The organism is Microbacterium sp. LjRoot205 (assembly GCF_056175745.1).
Genome location: NZ_JBGFFH010000002.1, coordinates 206,979 through 220,558 on the forward strand (window position 1 = coordinate 206,979; position 13,580 = coordinate 220,558).

13 protein-coding genes are annotated in these 13,580 nt (G+C 65.6%); 9 read left to right on the plus strand and 4 right to left on the minus strand.

The window, feature by feature from the left end; translation table 11 throughout:
* Window positions 1–2: 2 nt before the first annotated feature.
* From AC04ME_RS06780 to AC04ME_RS06800, 5 genes are all read left to right on the plus strand, one after another.
* Entirely contained in the window at window positions 3–644 is a 642-nt protein-coding gene (locus AC04ME_RS06780) for an ATP-dependent Clp protease proteolytic subunit (protein WP_042540774.1), read from the plus strand.
* Between the two features lie 154 nt (window positions 645–798).
* Entirely contained in the window at window positions 799–1,734 is a 936-nt protein-coding gene (locus AC04ME_RS06785; RefSeq protein WP_042540773.1) for a sugar-binding transcriptional regulator, read from the plus strand.
* Window positions 1,731–2,732 (plus strand): deoxyribose-phosphate aldolase, encoded by a 1,002-nt coding sequence (deoC, locus tag AC04ME_RS06790; protein WP_079113056.1) that lies wholly within the window; start codon window positions 1,731–1,733, stop codon window positions 2,730–2,732. The genes AC04ME_RS06785 and deoC overlap by 4 nt, the downstream gene beginning before the upstream one ends.
* Window positions 2,733–2,742: 10 nt before the next feature.
* Window positions 2,743–4,185 (plus strand): aldehyde dehydrogenase family protein, encoded by a 1,443-nt coding sequence (locus tag AC04ME_RS06795; protein ID WP_079113055.1) that lies wholly within the window; start codon window positions 2,743–2,745, stop codon window positions 4,183–4,185.
* Complete coding sequence (locus tag AC04ME_RS06800; protein WP_042540771.1) at window positions 4,182–5,033, plus strand: aldehyde dehydrogenase family protein; 852 nt, start codon at window positions 4,182–4,184, stop codon at window positions 5,031–5,033. Before AC04ME_RS06795 ends, AC04ME_RS06800 begins: the two co-directional genes overlap by 4 nt.
* A gap of 291 nt (window positions 5,034–5,324) precedes the next feature.
* On the opposite strand, the gene AC04ME_RS06805 is transcribed toward AC04ME_RS06800, so the two are convergent.
* The 4 genes from AC04ME_RS06805 to AC04ME_RS06820 all read right to left on the minus strand — a co-directional run bounded on the left by AC04ME_RS06805 (window position 5,325) and on the right by AC04ME_RS06820 (window position 9,842).
* Window positions 5,325–7,235: an ABC transporter ATP-binding protein/permease gene (locus AC04ME_RS06805; protein ID WP_475434229.1), complete on the minus strand. Its 1,911-nt coding sequence runs from the start codon at window positions 7,233–7,235 to the stop codon at window positions 5,325–5,327.
* A complete protein-coding gene (locus AC04ME_RS06810; protein WP_475434230.1) occupies window positions 7,235–8,182 on the minus strand; it encodes a peptidoglycan-binding domain-containing protein in 948 nt (315 codons plus the stop codon). Before AC04ME_RS06810 ends, AC04ME_RS06805 begins: the two co-directional genes overlap by 1 nt.
* Before the next feature lie 344 nt (window positions 8,183–8,526).
* On the minus strand, window positions 8,527–9,435 hold the full coding sequence (locus AC04ME_RS06815) for a hypothetical protein (protein ID WP_475434231.1): 909 nt from the start codon (window positions 9,433–9,435) through the stop codon (window positions 8,527–8,529).
* A 5-nt stretch (window positions 9,436–9,440) separates the two neighbouring features.
* Window positions 9,441–9,842 carry a hypothetical protein gene (locus AC04ME_RS06820; RefSeq protein ID WP_042540768.1) on the minus strand — a complete coding sequence of 134 codons (402 nt, stop codon included), beginning with the start codon at window positions 9,840–9,842 and terminating at the stop codon, window positions 9,441–9,443.
* Window positions 9,843–10,020: 178 nt separating this feature from the next.
* Between AC04ME_RS06820 and AC04ME_RS06825 the strand changes: the two genes are divergently transcribed.
* The 4 genes from AC04ME_RS06825 to AC04ME_RS06840 all read left to right on the plus strand — a co-directional run bounded on the left by AC04ME_RS06825 (window position 10,021) and on the right by AC04ME_RS06840 (window position 13,574).
* A complete protein-coding gene (locus AC04ME_RS06825) occupies window positions 10,021–10,584 on the plus strand; it encodes an RNA polymerase sigma factor (RefSeq protein WP_475434232.1) in 564 nt (187 codons plus the stop codon).
* A gap of 151 nt (window positions 10,585–10,735) precedes the next feature.
* Window positions 10,736–11,569, plus strand: coding sequence for a hypothetical protein (locus AC04ME_RS06830; RefSeq protein WP_079113048.1), 834 nt, complete (start codon window positions 10,736–10,738; stop codon window positions 11,567–11,569).
* A 155-nt stretch (window positions 11,570–11,724) separates the two neighbouring features.
* A complete protein-coding gene (gene clpX / locus AC04ME_RS06835) occupies window positions 11,725–12,993 on the plus strand; it encodes an ATP-dependent Clp protease ATP-binding subunit ClpX (protein WP_042540765.1) in 1,269 nt (422 codons plus the stop codon).
* Window positions 12,990–13,574 carry an NUDIX hydrolase gene (locus AC04ME_RS06840; RefSeq protein ID WP_475434235.1) on the plus strand — a complete coding sequence of 195 codons (585 nt, stop codon included), beginning with the start codon at window positions 12,990–12,992 and terminating at the stop codon, window positions 13,572–13,574. The genes clpX and AC04ME_RS06840 overlap by 4 nt, the downstream gene beginning before the upstream one ends.
* Window positions 13,575–13,580 lie beyond the last annotated feature (6 nt).

Consider the following 13,580-nt stretch of genomic DNA (forward strand, 5'->3'; position numbering starts at 1 on the left):
CCATGTACGCACCCACCTTCCGCTCTGCCGGCGACCTGCCCTCCAGCCGCTACGTGCTCCCTCAGTTCGAGGAGCGCACGGCTTACGGCTTCAAGCGCCAGGATCCCTACAACAAGCTGTTCGAAGATCGCGTGATCTTCCTCGGCGTGCAGGTCGACGACGCGTCGGCTGACGACGTGATGGCCCAGCTTCTCGTTCTCGAGAGCCAGGACTCCGAGCGTGACATCACGATGTACATCAACTCGCCCGGTGGTTCCTTCACCGCGATGACGGCCATCTACGACACGATGCAGTACGTCGCGCCGCAGATCCAGACAGTGGTGCTCGGTCAGGCCGCTTCGGCCGCCTCGGTTCTGCTCGCAGGCGGGCACCCGGGCAAGCGTCTCGCCCTGCCCAACGCCCGCGTGCTCATGCACCAGCCGGCGATGGGCGAGGCCGGACACGGCCAGGCATCCGACATCGAGATCCAGGCTGCGGAGATCCTCCGCATGCGTACCTGGCTCGAAGAGACGATGGCTCGCCACACCGGCAAGTCCGTCGAGCAGGTCAACCGCGACATCGATCGCGACAAGATCCTGTCCGCCGCCGAGGCGCTGGACTACGGCATCGTCGACCAGGTGCTCACTTCGCGCAAGCGCATGTAGGCATCCGGCATGGAGAAGGACGTCGACCCCTCGGGGTCGGCGTCCTTTCGTCGTCTCCGGCGAATGTGCGACGATTTCGTCGAAAGTGCTCATATGAGCAGATGGGTGCGCGAACGGTGATGCCGTCGTAAGCTGGGGGAGGAAGGAGGATGCCATGGAAGAGGAACTGATCATGGTCCGCGTCGCCGAGCTGTACTACGACGAGGACAAGACACAGGACGAGATCGGCGCCCTCCTCAAGCTCTCCCGCTGGAAGGTGGGACGGCTTCTCACTCAGGCCCGGGAGCGTGGCATCGTCCGGATCGAGATCGTGCACCCGCGTGCGCGCCGGCTCGGACTCGAACGCCAGCTCGTCGAACGTCACGGACTCGCGGCCGCGGTGGTCGTTCCCTCTCCGGACGGCGATGACGGAACACTCGAGCGCGTCGCTCAGGCCGCAGCCGACTACCTCACCGCGATGCGGCCTGTGCCGCGCACTCTCGGCGTCAGCTGGGGGCGCACTCTGCGTGCCGTGGCCGAATCGCTGCCGGACGGCTGGGCGACAGGCGTGACGGTCGTGCAGCTCAACGGGGGAGTGAGCCTCAACCGKCGCTCCGGTGGAGCCGCGGGCCTCGCCGTCACGATCGCCCAACGGGCATCCGGACACGTGTCCCTCCTGCCGAGCCCGGCGATCCTCGAGCGCGTCGAGACCAAGCAGGCGATCGAAGCGGACCGCACCGTCGCGGCCGTTCTCGTCGAGGCAGCCGAAGCGCAGGCGTTCCTGTTCACCGCGGGCCCGTGCGATGCGTCTTCCGCGCACGTCGAGAACGGCTACCTGTCGGCATCCGATGTCGAGGAGCTCGCGCGTCGAGGTGCCGTGGGCGATGTCCTGGGGCGCTACATCGACGCCGACGGCAACATCGTCGACCCGCAGCTCGACGCCCGTACGGTCGGAGTCGACCTAGGGCGCCTGCGCGCAGCGAAGCGCTCGATCTTCGTCACCGCCGGTGACGCGAAACATGACATCGCGCGCACAGTCGTCACCAGCGGCCTGTGCAGCGTTCTGGTGACAGATGAGACCACAGCACGAGCATTGTTGGAGGAACGATGACGACCCAAGAACTCAGCCGCAGGACGGCGGTGGACGTTCTCGGCGGTGAGCCGGATGACGCCACGCTCCGCCGATTCCTGCACGGACTGCCCGGTGTCGACGCCGTCGGCCTGGAGCAGCGCGCTGCCGGGCTCGGCACGCGGTCGATCAAGACCACCTCGAAGGCCTGGGCTCTCGACACGATCATCAAGCTGATCGACCTCACGACCCTCGAAGGCTCGGACACCCCGGGCAAGGTGCGGTCCCTCGTGGCCAAGGCCAAGAACCCGGATGCCGCAGATCCATCGACTCCGAAGGTCGCCGCCGTGTGCGTGTACGGCGACATGGTGGGCGACGCGGTCGAAGCGCTCGGTGCGCTGCACGGTGACCCCGATGACGGACTGATCTCGGTCGCAGCCGTCGCCACAGCCTTCCCGAGCGGTCGTTCGTCGCTCGCGATCAAGCTCGCCGACACCGCAGAGGCAGTCGCGGCAGGCGCGGACGAGATCGACATGGTGATCGACCGAGGCGCTTTCCTCTCGGGCCGATACGGGCTCGTCTACGACCAGATCGCCCAGGTGAAGGAAGCCTGCCGTCGCGCGGACGGCTCGTATGCCTCGCTCAAGGTGATCCTCGAGACCGGCGAGCTCAACACCTACGACAACATCAAGCGCGCCTCGTGGCTCGGCATCCTCGCCGGTGGCGACTTCATCAAGACGTCCACGGGCAAGGTGCAGCCGGCGGCGACGCTTCCGACCACGCTGCTCATGCTCGAGACGGTGCGCGACTGGCACCGCGGCACGGGCGAGCGCATCGGCGTGAAGCCCGCGGGCGGCATCCGCGCGTCCAAGGACGCGGTGAAGTATCTCGTCACGGTCGCCGAGACCGTGGGCGAGGAGTGGCTCCAGCCGCACCTCTTCCGCTTCGGCGCCTCGAGCCTTCTGAACGACGTGCTTCTGCAGCGTCAGAAGCTCACCACCGGCCACTACTCCGGCCCCGACTACGTCACGATCGACTAGGAGCCCACACATGTCATTCCTGGAATACGCTCCGGCCCCGGAGTCGAAGGCGGTCCTGAACCTCAAGGACAGCTACGGCCTGTTCATCGACGGCGAGTTCGTCGACGGATCAGGAGCGAGCTTCACGACCATCTCTCCCGCCGATGAGAGCCGCATCGCCGAGATCGCCACGGCGAACGATGCGGACATCGACCGTGCGGTCGCCGCCGCGCGTCGTGCCTACGACAAGACCTGGTCGAAGATGAGCGGCCGCGATCGGGGCAAGTACCTGTTCCGCATCGCACGCCTCGTGCAGGAGCGCGCCCGCGAGCTCGCCGTCGCCGAGAGCCTCGACAACGGCAAGCCGATCAAGGAGAGTCGCGACGTCGACGTTCCCCTGGTCGCATCCTGGTTCTTCTACTACGCGGGCTGGGCCGACAAGCTCGACCACGCGGGCCTCGGCGCGAACCCCCGTGCGCTCGGCGTCGCGGGGCAGATCATCCCCTGGAACTTCCCGCTGCTGATGCTCGCGTGGAAGCTCGCTCCCGCTCTGGCAGCCGGCAACACCATCGTGCTCAAGCCCGCCGAGACCACGCCGCTGACGGCGCTGATCTTCGCGGAGATCCTCCAGCAGGCCGACCTTCCCGCCGGCGTCGTCAACATCGTGACGGGCGCAGGTGCGACCGGTGCGACTCTCGTGCGCCACCCCGATGTCGACAAGGTCGCGTTCACCGGTTCGACCGGAGTCGGACGCGACATCGCCCGAGCGGTCGCAGGAACCGACAAGAGGGTCACGCTCGAGCTGGGCGGCAAGGCGGCGAACATCGTGTTCGACGACGCGCCGATCGATCAGGCCATCGAGGGCATCGTCAACGGCATCTTCTTCAACCAGGGCCACGTCTGCTGTGCCGGAAGCCGCCTGCTCGTGCAGGAGTCGATCCACGACGAGGTCATCGACCGACTGAAGAACCGTCTGTCGACGCTGCGACTCGGCGACCCTCTCGACAAGAACACCGACATCGGCGCGATCAACTCGGCGGCGCAGCTCGCGCGCATCCGTGAGCTCAGCGACATCGGCGAGGTCGAGGGAGCGGAGCGCTGGACCGCTGATTGCGCGATCCCCGACAAGGGGTTCTGGTTCGCCCCGACGATCTTCACCGGCGTCGAGGCGTCGCACAGGATCGCCCGTGACGAGGTGTTCGGACCCGTTCTCTCGGTGCTCACGTTCCGCACTCCGGCCGAGGCGATCGCGAAGGCGAACAACACCCCGTACGGTCTGTCCGCGGGCATCTGGTCGGACAAGGGATCCCGCATTCTGGCCGTGGCCGACCGCCTGCGGGCGGGCGTCATCTGGGCGAACACCTTCAACCGATTCGACCCGTCGAGCCCGTTCGGCGGATACAAGGAGTCCGGATACGGCCGCGAAGGCGGACGCCAGGGTCTCACCGCATACCTGAAGGGGGCATCCGCATGAGCAAGCGATTGACCGTTCCGAAGACCTACAAGCTCGCCATCGGCGGGGCTTTCCCCCGCAGCGAGTCCGGCCGCACCTACGAGGTGCTCTCCGCCAAGGGCGCGTTCCTCGCGAACGCGGCGAAGGGCTCTCGCAAGGATGCGCGGGATGCCGTCGTCGCGGCGCGGGCCGCGGTCAAGGGCTGGTCGGGTGCGACCGCGTATAACCGCGGTCAGGTGCTCTACCGGGTCGCCGAGGTGCTGGAAGGGCGCCGTGCGCAGTTCATCGACGAGATCGCCGCGCAGGAGGGCGTCTCGTCATCCGCTGCCGCTGCGCAGGTCGACGAGGCGATCGACCTCTGGGTCTGGTACGCCGGCTGGTGCGACAAGTACTCGCAGGTCGCGGGCAACGCCAACCCCGTATCAGGGCCGTACTTCAACATCTCGGTGCCGGAGCCGACCGGTGTGGTCGCGATCGTCGCGCCTCAGGACTCCGCACTCCTCGGTCTCGTGTCGGTCGTCGCACCCGCACTGGTGGCGGGAAACGCGGTCGTCGTGATCGCGAGCGAGCGGTTCCCGCTCTCCGCCATCAGCCTCGCCGAGGTGCTCGCCACGAGCGATGTGCCCGGAGGGGTCGTCAACGTGCTCACCGGGTCTCCGGCGGAGATGGCGCCGTGGCTCGCCTCGCATCAGGACGTCAACGCGCTCGATCTGGCAGGCGCTGGAGACCTCGAGTGGATCGACATGCAGATCGCCGCGGCCGAGACGCTCAAGCGAGTGCTGGCACCTGGCGCGGTCATCGCATCGCCCGAGCGCATCGGAGCCTTCACCGAGATCAAGACGGTCTGGCACACCAAGAGCATGGTCTGACGTACGTCGGAGTGTGTCTCTCCACGCCCCGGGAAGGCTGAACGCCAGCGCATTGGGCTTCGCGACTGGACGTGAACCTGCTGCATCCGGAAGGACAAGACCTCCGCTGCGAGAGCAGCGGTTTCATCCTCGGTAGCGTTCTTCCGGGGCGGCGGCGAGGTCGGCGATCGTCGAGCTCGCCGCCGTCGTCCGCCTGTCCCCGGGCCGCTGAGCGGAACCGTCGAACGCATGGCGCGCCGTTGCGGGAGTTCCCGCCGCTGTCAGCAGAGCGCCCCGCTCTTCTGACAGCGATCACGACCGCAGCGCGTCTGCGGGAACGATGCGGTTGGCGCGAACTGCTCCGGCGATTGCGCCTAGAGCGGCGATGGCGATTCCAGTTCCGAGAGCGGCAAGGGCGAGGACGGGGTCGAAGACCGGTGTCCATCTCTGGGCAATCGTCACGGCGAGTACAGCGGCCATCCCAGCGACGATGCCGACGAGACTGCCGATCAGGCCGATCAGCAGGGACTCGAGAAGCAGCATCGTCGCGATGTGGCTTTTGCGTGCCCCGATCGCACGCCGTAGTCCGATCTCGTTGCGTCGTTCAGCGACTGCCGACAGGGTGGCGATCGTCACTGAGGCCGCAGCAGCGAGGCCGGTCACGATCGTCAGCAGCGCAAGACTCAGCGCGACGCTCGCTTCCACGTTCGCGCGCAGCGAGTCCGCTGGCGGGGGAGATGCGACATCGACGCGTTCCGGCCGAATCGGGTCAAGCACCAGCGGCGCCTCCTCCGCGACGGTCGCGGCGGCTCCCAGTTCGGTGACGATATACGCCGTCACCGTGCCCATCGGAAGGTTCACGGTCTCAGGGCTCTCTCTGCCTCCGATCACGGCTTTGCCGAGCAGATCGGGTGCGCGAGGAGAATCAGTGATGATTCCTGCGACGACGAGTGTCCGGCCGGCGATCTCGATCGTCGGAGCCAGATCAACGGGCGCCATCCCGATGCCCTCGGCCAGATAGGCACCGACGAGCACCTGGTTCGTATCGAGCGACACTACTGGTGCGTTCGCCCAGTCGATGTCGAGGCGTAGCGCGGTTCTGACGTCTCCGTAGCTCGCGTATGTGGATGTGTCCACTGCATCGCGGGGGCTGCCGACGCGCACGCTCGCCGTGCCGAGATCTTCGAGGATGGCGACGGAAGCTGAGCCATTCAGGTCCGCTAAGGACCGGGCTGCATCCCGGAGCTCGGTGTCGATCGTCGCTGAGACGCCATCGCCGGAGACCGTCGCGGTGACGTCGCGGCTTTTGACGGCATCGAAGCTCTCGGAAACCTGCTGCTGCGCTGTGGCTGAGAGTCCCAAAGTCGCCACGAACAGGGCTGCAGCGACCGCGATCGCTGCGATGAGCGCGGCGGCGCGCCCGGGGCGGCTCAGCATGTTCGCCCCGGCGTCTTTGACTGCAGCCGCCGGCCGCACGGTGGACGCCTTCCCCGGAGTCTTCGGTTCTCTGCGGGGCGTGATGAGAGGAAGCCTCTCGGTGTCGCTGTCTTCGGTGAGCTCCTGAACCTTGCCGTCCACGACATGGATCTGTCTGTCAGCATGCTGGGCGACCTGATCCGAGTGGGTCACGAGGATCAGTGTCGCGCCATGATGACGGAGGTTCTCGAAGCTCCTCATGACGGCTTCAGTGGTGCTCGAGTCAAGGTTGCCTGTGGGCTCATCCGCCACGACGATGGGCGCCCCGGACGCGAGCGCTCTGGCGATCGCCACGCGTTGACGTTGTCCGCCGGACAGCTGGCGCGGCTTCGCATCGGCTAGGTCGGAGATTCCCACGTCATCGAGCGCCGCAAGGGCTCGTGTCCTCATCCTGCGGCGGTCTACACCGCGATAGTGCATCGACAGTTCCACGTTCTCGACGACTGATCGGCGGTCGAGGAGGTGGAAGGCCTGGAAGACGAACGCGAACGTCTCAGAGCGGTGGGCGCAGGCTGCGCGTTCTTTCAGCGCGGCGACGTCCTGTCGGTCGATCAGGTAGTCTCCCGTCGACGGAGCATCGAGCAGCCCCAGGATGTTGAGCAGGGTCGACTTCCCGCTGCCCGATTCACCCTGGATGGCGATGTAGCTGCCTTGCGGGATGTCCAGGTCGACGCCGCGCAGCGCATCTACTGAAGCCAAGCGCGTGCCATAGCGCTTGGTGATGTCCCTGAGGCTGAGTCCAGGCACTACTGGACTCTCACGAGATCGCCTGGCTTCAGCTGCTCTTCGTTCAGGATCTCAATGGCGCTGATGCCGTTCAGCTCGCCGACCTCCTTCACCGGGACCTCCTGGAAATCACTTTCCGCCTCTTGACGCAGAACGTACCGACTCGAGCCGCGGGAGGCGACAGCACGGCTCGGAACGAGGAGTGCATCCTGCGCGACCACGCTGCGGGTCACCACGAGAACGGGCTTCTCTCCGACGGACGAGTCCGCGATGGATACAGTGGCAGATTCGGCTGTCACGAACGTGATCGGGACCAGACCTTCCTCGTCGGCCACACCGATGTTCTGCAAGACGAGCGGGATCTCGGCCCCTGCGATCGTCGCTTTCGCCTCGAAGCCGACTTCGAGCTGGGCTGCGGTGGCTGCGATCACCATAGCCGAGGCGATGGGAGATCCCTTGGCGAAGACGACCGCTGCATCATCGGGCAGCGAACCGACGCCGGGTGCGGCAACGACAGTAGCTGGCAGAACCGAGGTCACCACGAACGAACTCGACGTGGCGACGGCTTGCATCTCCGGCACGGTCGGAGCTACGGGGACCGGCTGCGCCGGCTGGGCTGCGGGGTTTGAGGGGGAAGAGGGGTCTTGCGTGGGCGCCGGGGCATCTTCCGTCGCAGCCGACCTGTCCTCGGCCACGACTTCTTTCGGCACCTGATAGCCATGGTCGGCGTAGAGACTCGTGAGCGAGCGCTCGGTTTCCAGGCCGAAGATCCCATCTGCTGTCGTGGAGTAGCCGGCGGTGTTCAACGCGCGCTGCAGCTGCTCGACGTCGCGGCCGGTGTCGCCGGTGCGCAGATCGCGGAAGAACGGAAACGCACCAGGAAGCGCGAAGACCGGCTGCGCGTTGACCTCGAGGAGCACTTGGCCGGGCGAGACCTGGGAGCCAATCGCAACAGGCGCGTCGGTCACGACTGCAACACCGCCCTCTCCAGCGGCAGTCAGACTGGCCGATGTCTGATCGCCTGCGCGCACCTCGCCCTGCACCGTCAGGGTCTCGGCGAGGACTCCCTGCTCCACGGGTGCTGTGATCACGGAGGGCGGTGGGGCTGCGGCGTCACTGGCGATCTGGCCGGGGGAACGGAACACCGACGCGACTGCCCACCCTCCAGCGAGTAGAGCCACACTGGCAACCGCGCCAGCGATCACCAGCATCGCGCGTCGGCCGGGTGGGTAGCCACCTGGCCGACGAGGAGGGTCTGCTGGGCCCGCAGGGCTGTCGAGATACTGCGAGGATTGGCTCTGACCGACTCGTGTCATCCTGCTCGTGACTCCGCGATGATCTCGTCGATCTTCGTCGTTATCTTCTCGATCTCTGCGCCGGCGTCCACGAGCGCCGCTTCGTTGTCTTCGAGCATCGAGCTCTCCCGGGTCCACAGAGCGTCGTAGAACGATTCGGTGAAGCGCGAGGAGTCTCGGCACTTGGCGTCGGCGGTCGCCAGGTCGATCTCGTCGGCGGTGGGCTCAGTGATGGGGCCGTCGATGCTCCCACCCAGACCCAGGCGCTGACGAACGGACTCAGTGGGCATCTCGATCGGCGTCGGCGGGAGGTCTTCGATGCCCACATCGGCCATGCAGTCGTACCATGCGGCCGCGGACTCGAGAACAGCGGGGTCCTTGCTCGCTCCGGAGTACGCCGCTGCGGCCAGACCCGACGTGAAGTTCATCAGGGTGTTGCTGTATCCAGGGCTGTCGGTGGCAGGGTCGTCTCGACACGCCAGGAACGCCTCGTCCTCGGAGGGCGTCGACGCCTGATGCTGGAAGTCGTCCCACGCCTTGAGGCCGGCGGGGCGCTGCTGCGAAGGGTCGTGGTATCCGTACGTCTGAGCGATCTTCAGATCGAACCATTTACGCACCGTGACGTTGGAGCCGTACGCCGCGTCGATGTCCACGTACGGAACGGGATCATCGATGCCTGTTTCAGCGAGGCAGTCGTTGATCACGATCGCCTCGGCGTATGCCGCCTTCGTCAGCTGCAGATCTGAGAGCAGATAGGGATCCAGGGGGAGCGCCCATCGAGCGATGTCCTTGCCCTGCGTGTCCTGCGCCTCTGTGAGCTGATCCGCGCTTCCGGGCGCGCACGCGGCCGCCACCGCGACGGTGGCGGCCGCGACGATGCTGCCGACGGCCCGGCGAGCGAACATGACCTGCCTGGGTCGCCTCATGATGCTCAGATGAACTTCGCGGCGTTGGGGTCCCAGGCAAGTCCCTGGACGATTCCGGCGCTGTTCTCGATGTTGCCGTCGCCCTGGTTCGTGTTGAGGCAGACCGAGGACCCGCCGTAGCCGTTGGTGGCGGTGTCGTAGAAGCAAGCGACGGAGTACCGACCGTTGTTGAACCAGGAGTCTGCCGTGTTGCCAGCCGTCACCGAGGTGCCGGCGTAGTTGTAGTTCGACATCGGCGTGACGTAGTACTCGAACCACAGCACGCCCGCGTAGCTGCCGTTCGTGTTGAAGTCCGGATCGTCCCAGACGCAGGCCCTGCCGAGGCTGCAGTAGCTCGGAGCGGCGCTGGCAGGTGCCGCGAACCCGAACAGTGCGACCAGCGGAGCTGCCAGTGCGATGAACGTCATGGCGATTCTTCTGCGACCTCTTCTGACCTCAACTGATGTCTTCATTGTCATTCCTTCCGAACCAGAATGCGGAGTTCCCGCTGCATGGGTTGTTTCCGAAGTGATGGCGTTCGTTTCCACGAAACAGATATATTCCTCGCGCCTCAAGATTCGTAACAATGTGTGAAACACATCACTCGTGTGCGGAAATAGTTGGTTCAGGAGAGCTGCGGGAGGGGGCGCGCGGTTGGATCAGTTCCCGGATTTCTATCGGAAGCACTATCGGTTGATCTTGACCGTGGCTCAGCAGCGTCTCGGCACCGCGGCAGATGCCGAAGATGTCACGGCCGAGGTGTTCCGTGTCGCTTGGGCTCGGCATGACGACGGCGCACAGTTGACCCTGCCGTGGCTGTACACGACTCTTCGCAACCTCATCGGCAACGAGTACCGGCGTCAGGGACGACTCGGCTCTTTCGTTTCTGACGCGGGGCCGATCCTCACCTCTGACGACAGTTTCGGCCCTGCGACGGACGACGCGATCGAGGTGCGACGAGCTCTTCGCAGGGTGTCGACGGCCGACCGCGAACTCTTGTACATGGCCTACTGGGAGGAACTCTCGCGAGCCGAGATCGCATCGATTCTCGGCATCAGCGCGATCGCAGTGCGGGTTCGCCTGATGCGCGCTCGTGAGCGATTCAGACACCTGCTTCCACGAGAAGAGGACATTCATCACGAGGAGGTGATCAGCGATGGACGAGCTTGAACGAAGAATTCGTATGGCGCGCCCTGTGAGCGGGTATCGAACCCTGCCGCTCACTGATCGAGCCGAGAAGGAGCTGGCTGGGCTAGTCTCCACGAGACCGCTCACCGCCGCGGATCACCGCCGAGCCAGACGTACCGCACCGAGCAGGCTGATGCCGTTGGCGGTCGCCACTGCTGCTGCGGTGGTCGTCATCGCCCTCGGGCTGACGCTGTTCCTTCCGACTGCTCCGACGTATGCCGCGACTCCGCCTCTGCTCGAAGTATCCCCGGTCCCCCAGCCACGGGAGGAGCTGCTCATGGGCCTGAGCCAGAAAGTGAAGCTCGGTACCGAGACCCCCACGCCCGACCCCGAAGTAACGCAGATTTCGGCTGTGGCGTGGTCGCTCGTCGTGATGTCGGACGGCGAGAACCAGACTGCGAATGTGGTGAACCTGGATTACGACATCACCGTTAAGTCCGACGGCGCCGTGCATCAGATCGTCAAGGCAGGGTCGTCCGTCGACGCCGACGGCCGATCAGTGACCGAGGGGGTCCCTGCTGTCGGTGAGCTCATCTCCGAGGACGAGTGGGCAGTCGGCAGCCCAGAACTTCGGTTCTCCGAACCACTGCCGTCAGAGAGCCACCAGATCCCCGCATACTTTGCCAAGACGTACGAGACCACGGAGCTTCCTGATGCGGCTCTGGTGATCAACTCGGTCGCGGACCTCATGCGCCAGCGTCAGCTCTCATCGACAGAGGAAGCCACGGTGCTGGAGTACTTCGCGCATGAGGCGGGTCTCAAGGTCGTCGGGGCCGTGACTGACCGGCTGGGCCGTGATGCGATCGCGTTCTCGGCTGCACACGAGGATGACCCCTCTTACGAGGAATATCTGCTCGTCGCCCCCGACAGCGGACAGATCCTTGCAGTCGAGACGCATTACATCGCACAGGGGCGCGATGACATCCCCTCGCCGTCGGTGACCGGCTATTTCGCCTGGCGCAGGTGACGCGACCCCTCCGATGCTCTTCGCCGAGCAGGCGCGGACACATGCGGTCGGGCGATGCGGACTCGTGATGCGCGACCCCGCGCCAATGCGTCCCGGTGTCGGATGCAGCGGTTAGGCTCAGTAGACGATCTCAGGATCCCCCTAGGAGGACGCGCATGGCCCGTATCGGCGAAAGCGCTGACCTGTTCAAGTGCTCATTCTGCGGAAAGAGTCAGAAGCAGGTGCAGCAGCTCATCGCAGGACCCGGTGTGTACATCTGCGACGAGTGCGTCGAGCTGTGCAACGAGATCATCGAGGAGCGGATGGCGGAGTCCTCCGCCGACGGCACGGCGGACTTCGAACTGCCCAAGCCGCGTGAGATCTTCTCATTCCTCGAGGAGTACGTCGTCGGGCAGGAGCCCGCGAAGAAGGCTCTGGCCGTCGCGGTGTACAACCACTACAAGCGAATCCGTGCGCACGGCACCCTTCAGACAGCCGAGCAGAAGGCCGAGAGCGTCGAGATCGCGAAGAGCAACATCCTGCTCATCGGCCCGACGGGCTGCGGCAAGACCTACCTGGCGCAGACGCTCGCGAAGCGACTGAACGTGCCCTTCGCCGTCGCAGACGCCACAGCGCTCACCGAAGCCGGCTACGTCGGTGAAGACGTCGAGAACATCCTCCTCAAGCTCATCCAGGCCGCCGACTACGACGTCAAGCGCGCGGAGCAGGGCATCATCTACATCGACGAGGTCGACAAGATCGCCCGCAAGGCCGAGAACCCGTCGATCACCCGCGATGTCTCTGGCGAGGGCGTGCAGCAGGCTCTCCTGAAGATCATCGAGGGCACTGTGGCATCGGTGCCTCCTCAGGGCGGGCGCAAGCACCCCCACCAGGAGTTCCTCCAGATCGACACGTCGAACGTGCTGTTCATCGTCGCGGGCGCGTTCGCCGGCCTCGAGGACATCGTGTCGGCACGCGTCGGCAAGCATGGCATCGGCTTCGGCGCCCCGCTGCACGACAAGGGCAAGGATCTCGATCTCTTCAGCGAGGTACTGCCGGAAGACCTGCACAAGTTCGGTCTGATCCCCGAGTTCATCGGTCGTCTTCCCGTCGTGACCTCGGTCTCGCCGCTCGACCAGAGTGCGCTCATCGACATTCTCACGGGACCTCGCAACGCACTCGTCAAGCAGTACCAGCGCATGTTCGAGCTCGACGGCGTTCAGCTCGAGTTCGAAACAGAGGCGCTGCGCTCGATCGCCGACCTCGCCGTCGAACGCAAGACCGGCGCTCGTGGACTCCGTGCGATCCTCGAAGACGTGCTCGGGCCGATCATGTTCGAGATCCCCTCGGCCGAAGACGTGGCGAAGGTCATCGTCACCCAGGCGGCCGTCGACGAGGGCGCCGCGCCGACGATCGTGATGGAGCGCAAGCGTAAGAGCGCATGAGTTCGGCTCCCTCGCCCTGGCGAGTGGTCGGCAGCGAACTGGTGCATGCCGATCGCTGGATCAGCGTGCGCGCGGACGACTGCGTCGATGAGCGTCAGCGGACCATCGCGCCGTACTACGTGCTTGAATACGGGGACTGGATCTCGGTGCTGGCCCTCGACCGAGAGGGACACGCGATCGTCGTCGAAGAGTACCGACACGGAGCCGGGATCGTCGCGGTCGGCACGATCGGCGGCGGCGTGGAGGCTGGCGAATCGCCGGACGCAGCCGCGGTCAGAGAGCTGCGCGAGGAGACCGGGTACGAGGCCGAGGAGATGATCGGTCTCGGAGCCACCTGGGCCAACTTCGGCAACCACACCAACCGGGTGCATCACTTCCTCGCCCGAGGCTGCGTGCGCGTCGCCGAGCAGTCGCTCGATGACAGCGAGGCGATCGCCGTGCACACAGTCCCTCTCGACACCCTCGGCGAGCATCTCTCGCAGAGCTACCATCAGCTCACCTGGTACAAGGCGATGGAGCGTCTCGACCGCTCGGCGATGGAGCGTCTCGACCGCTCGGCGATGGAGCGTCTCGACCGCTGACGTCAG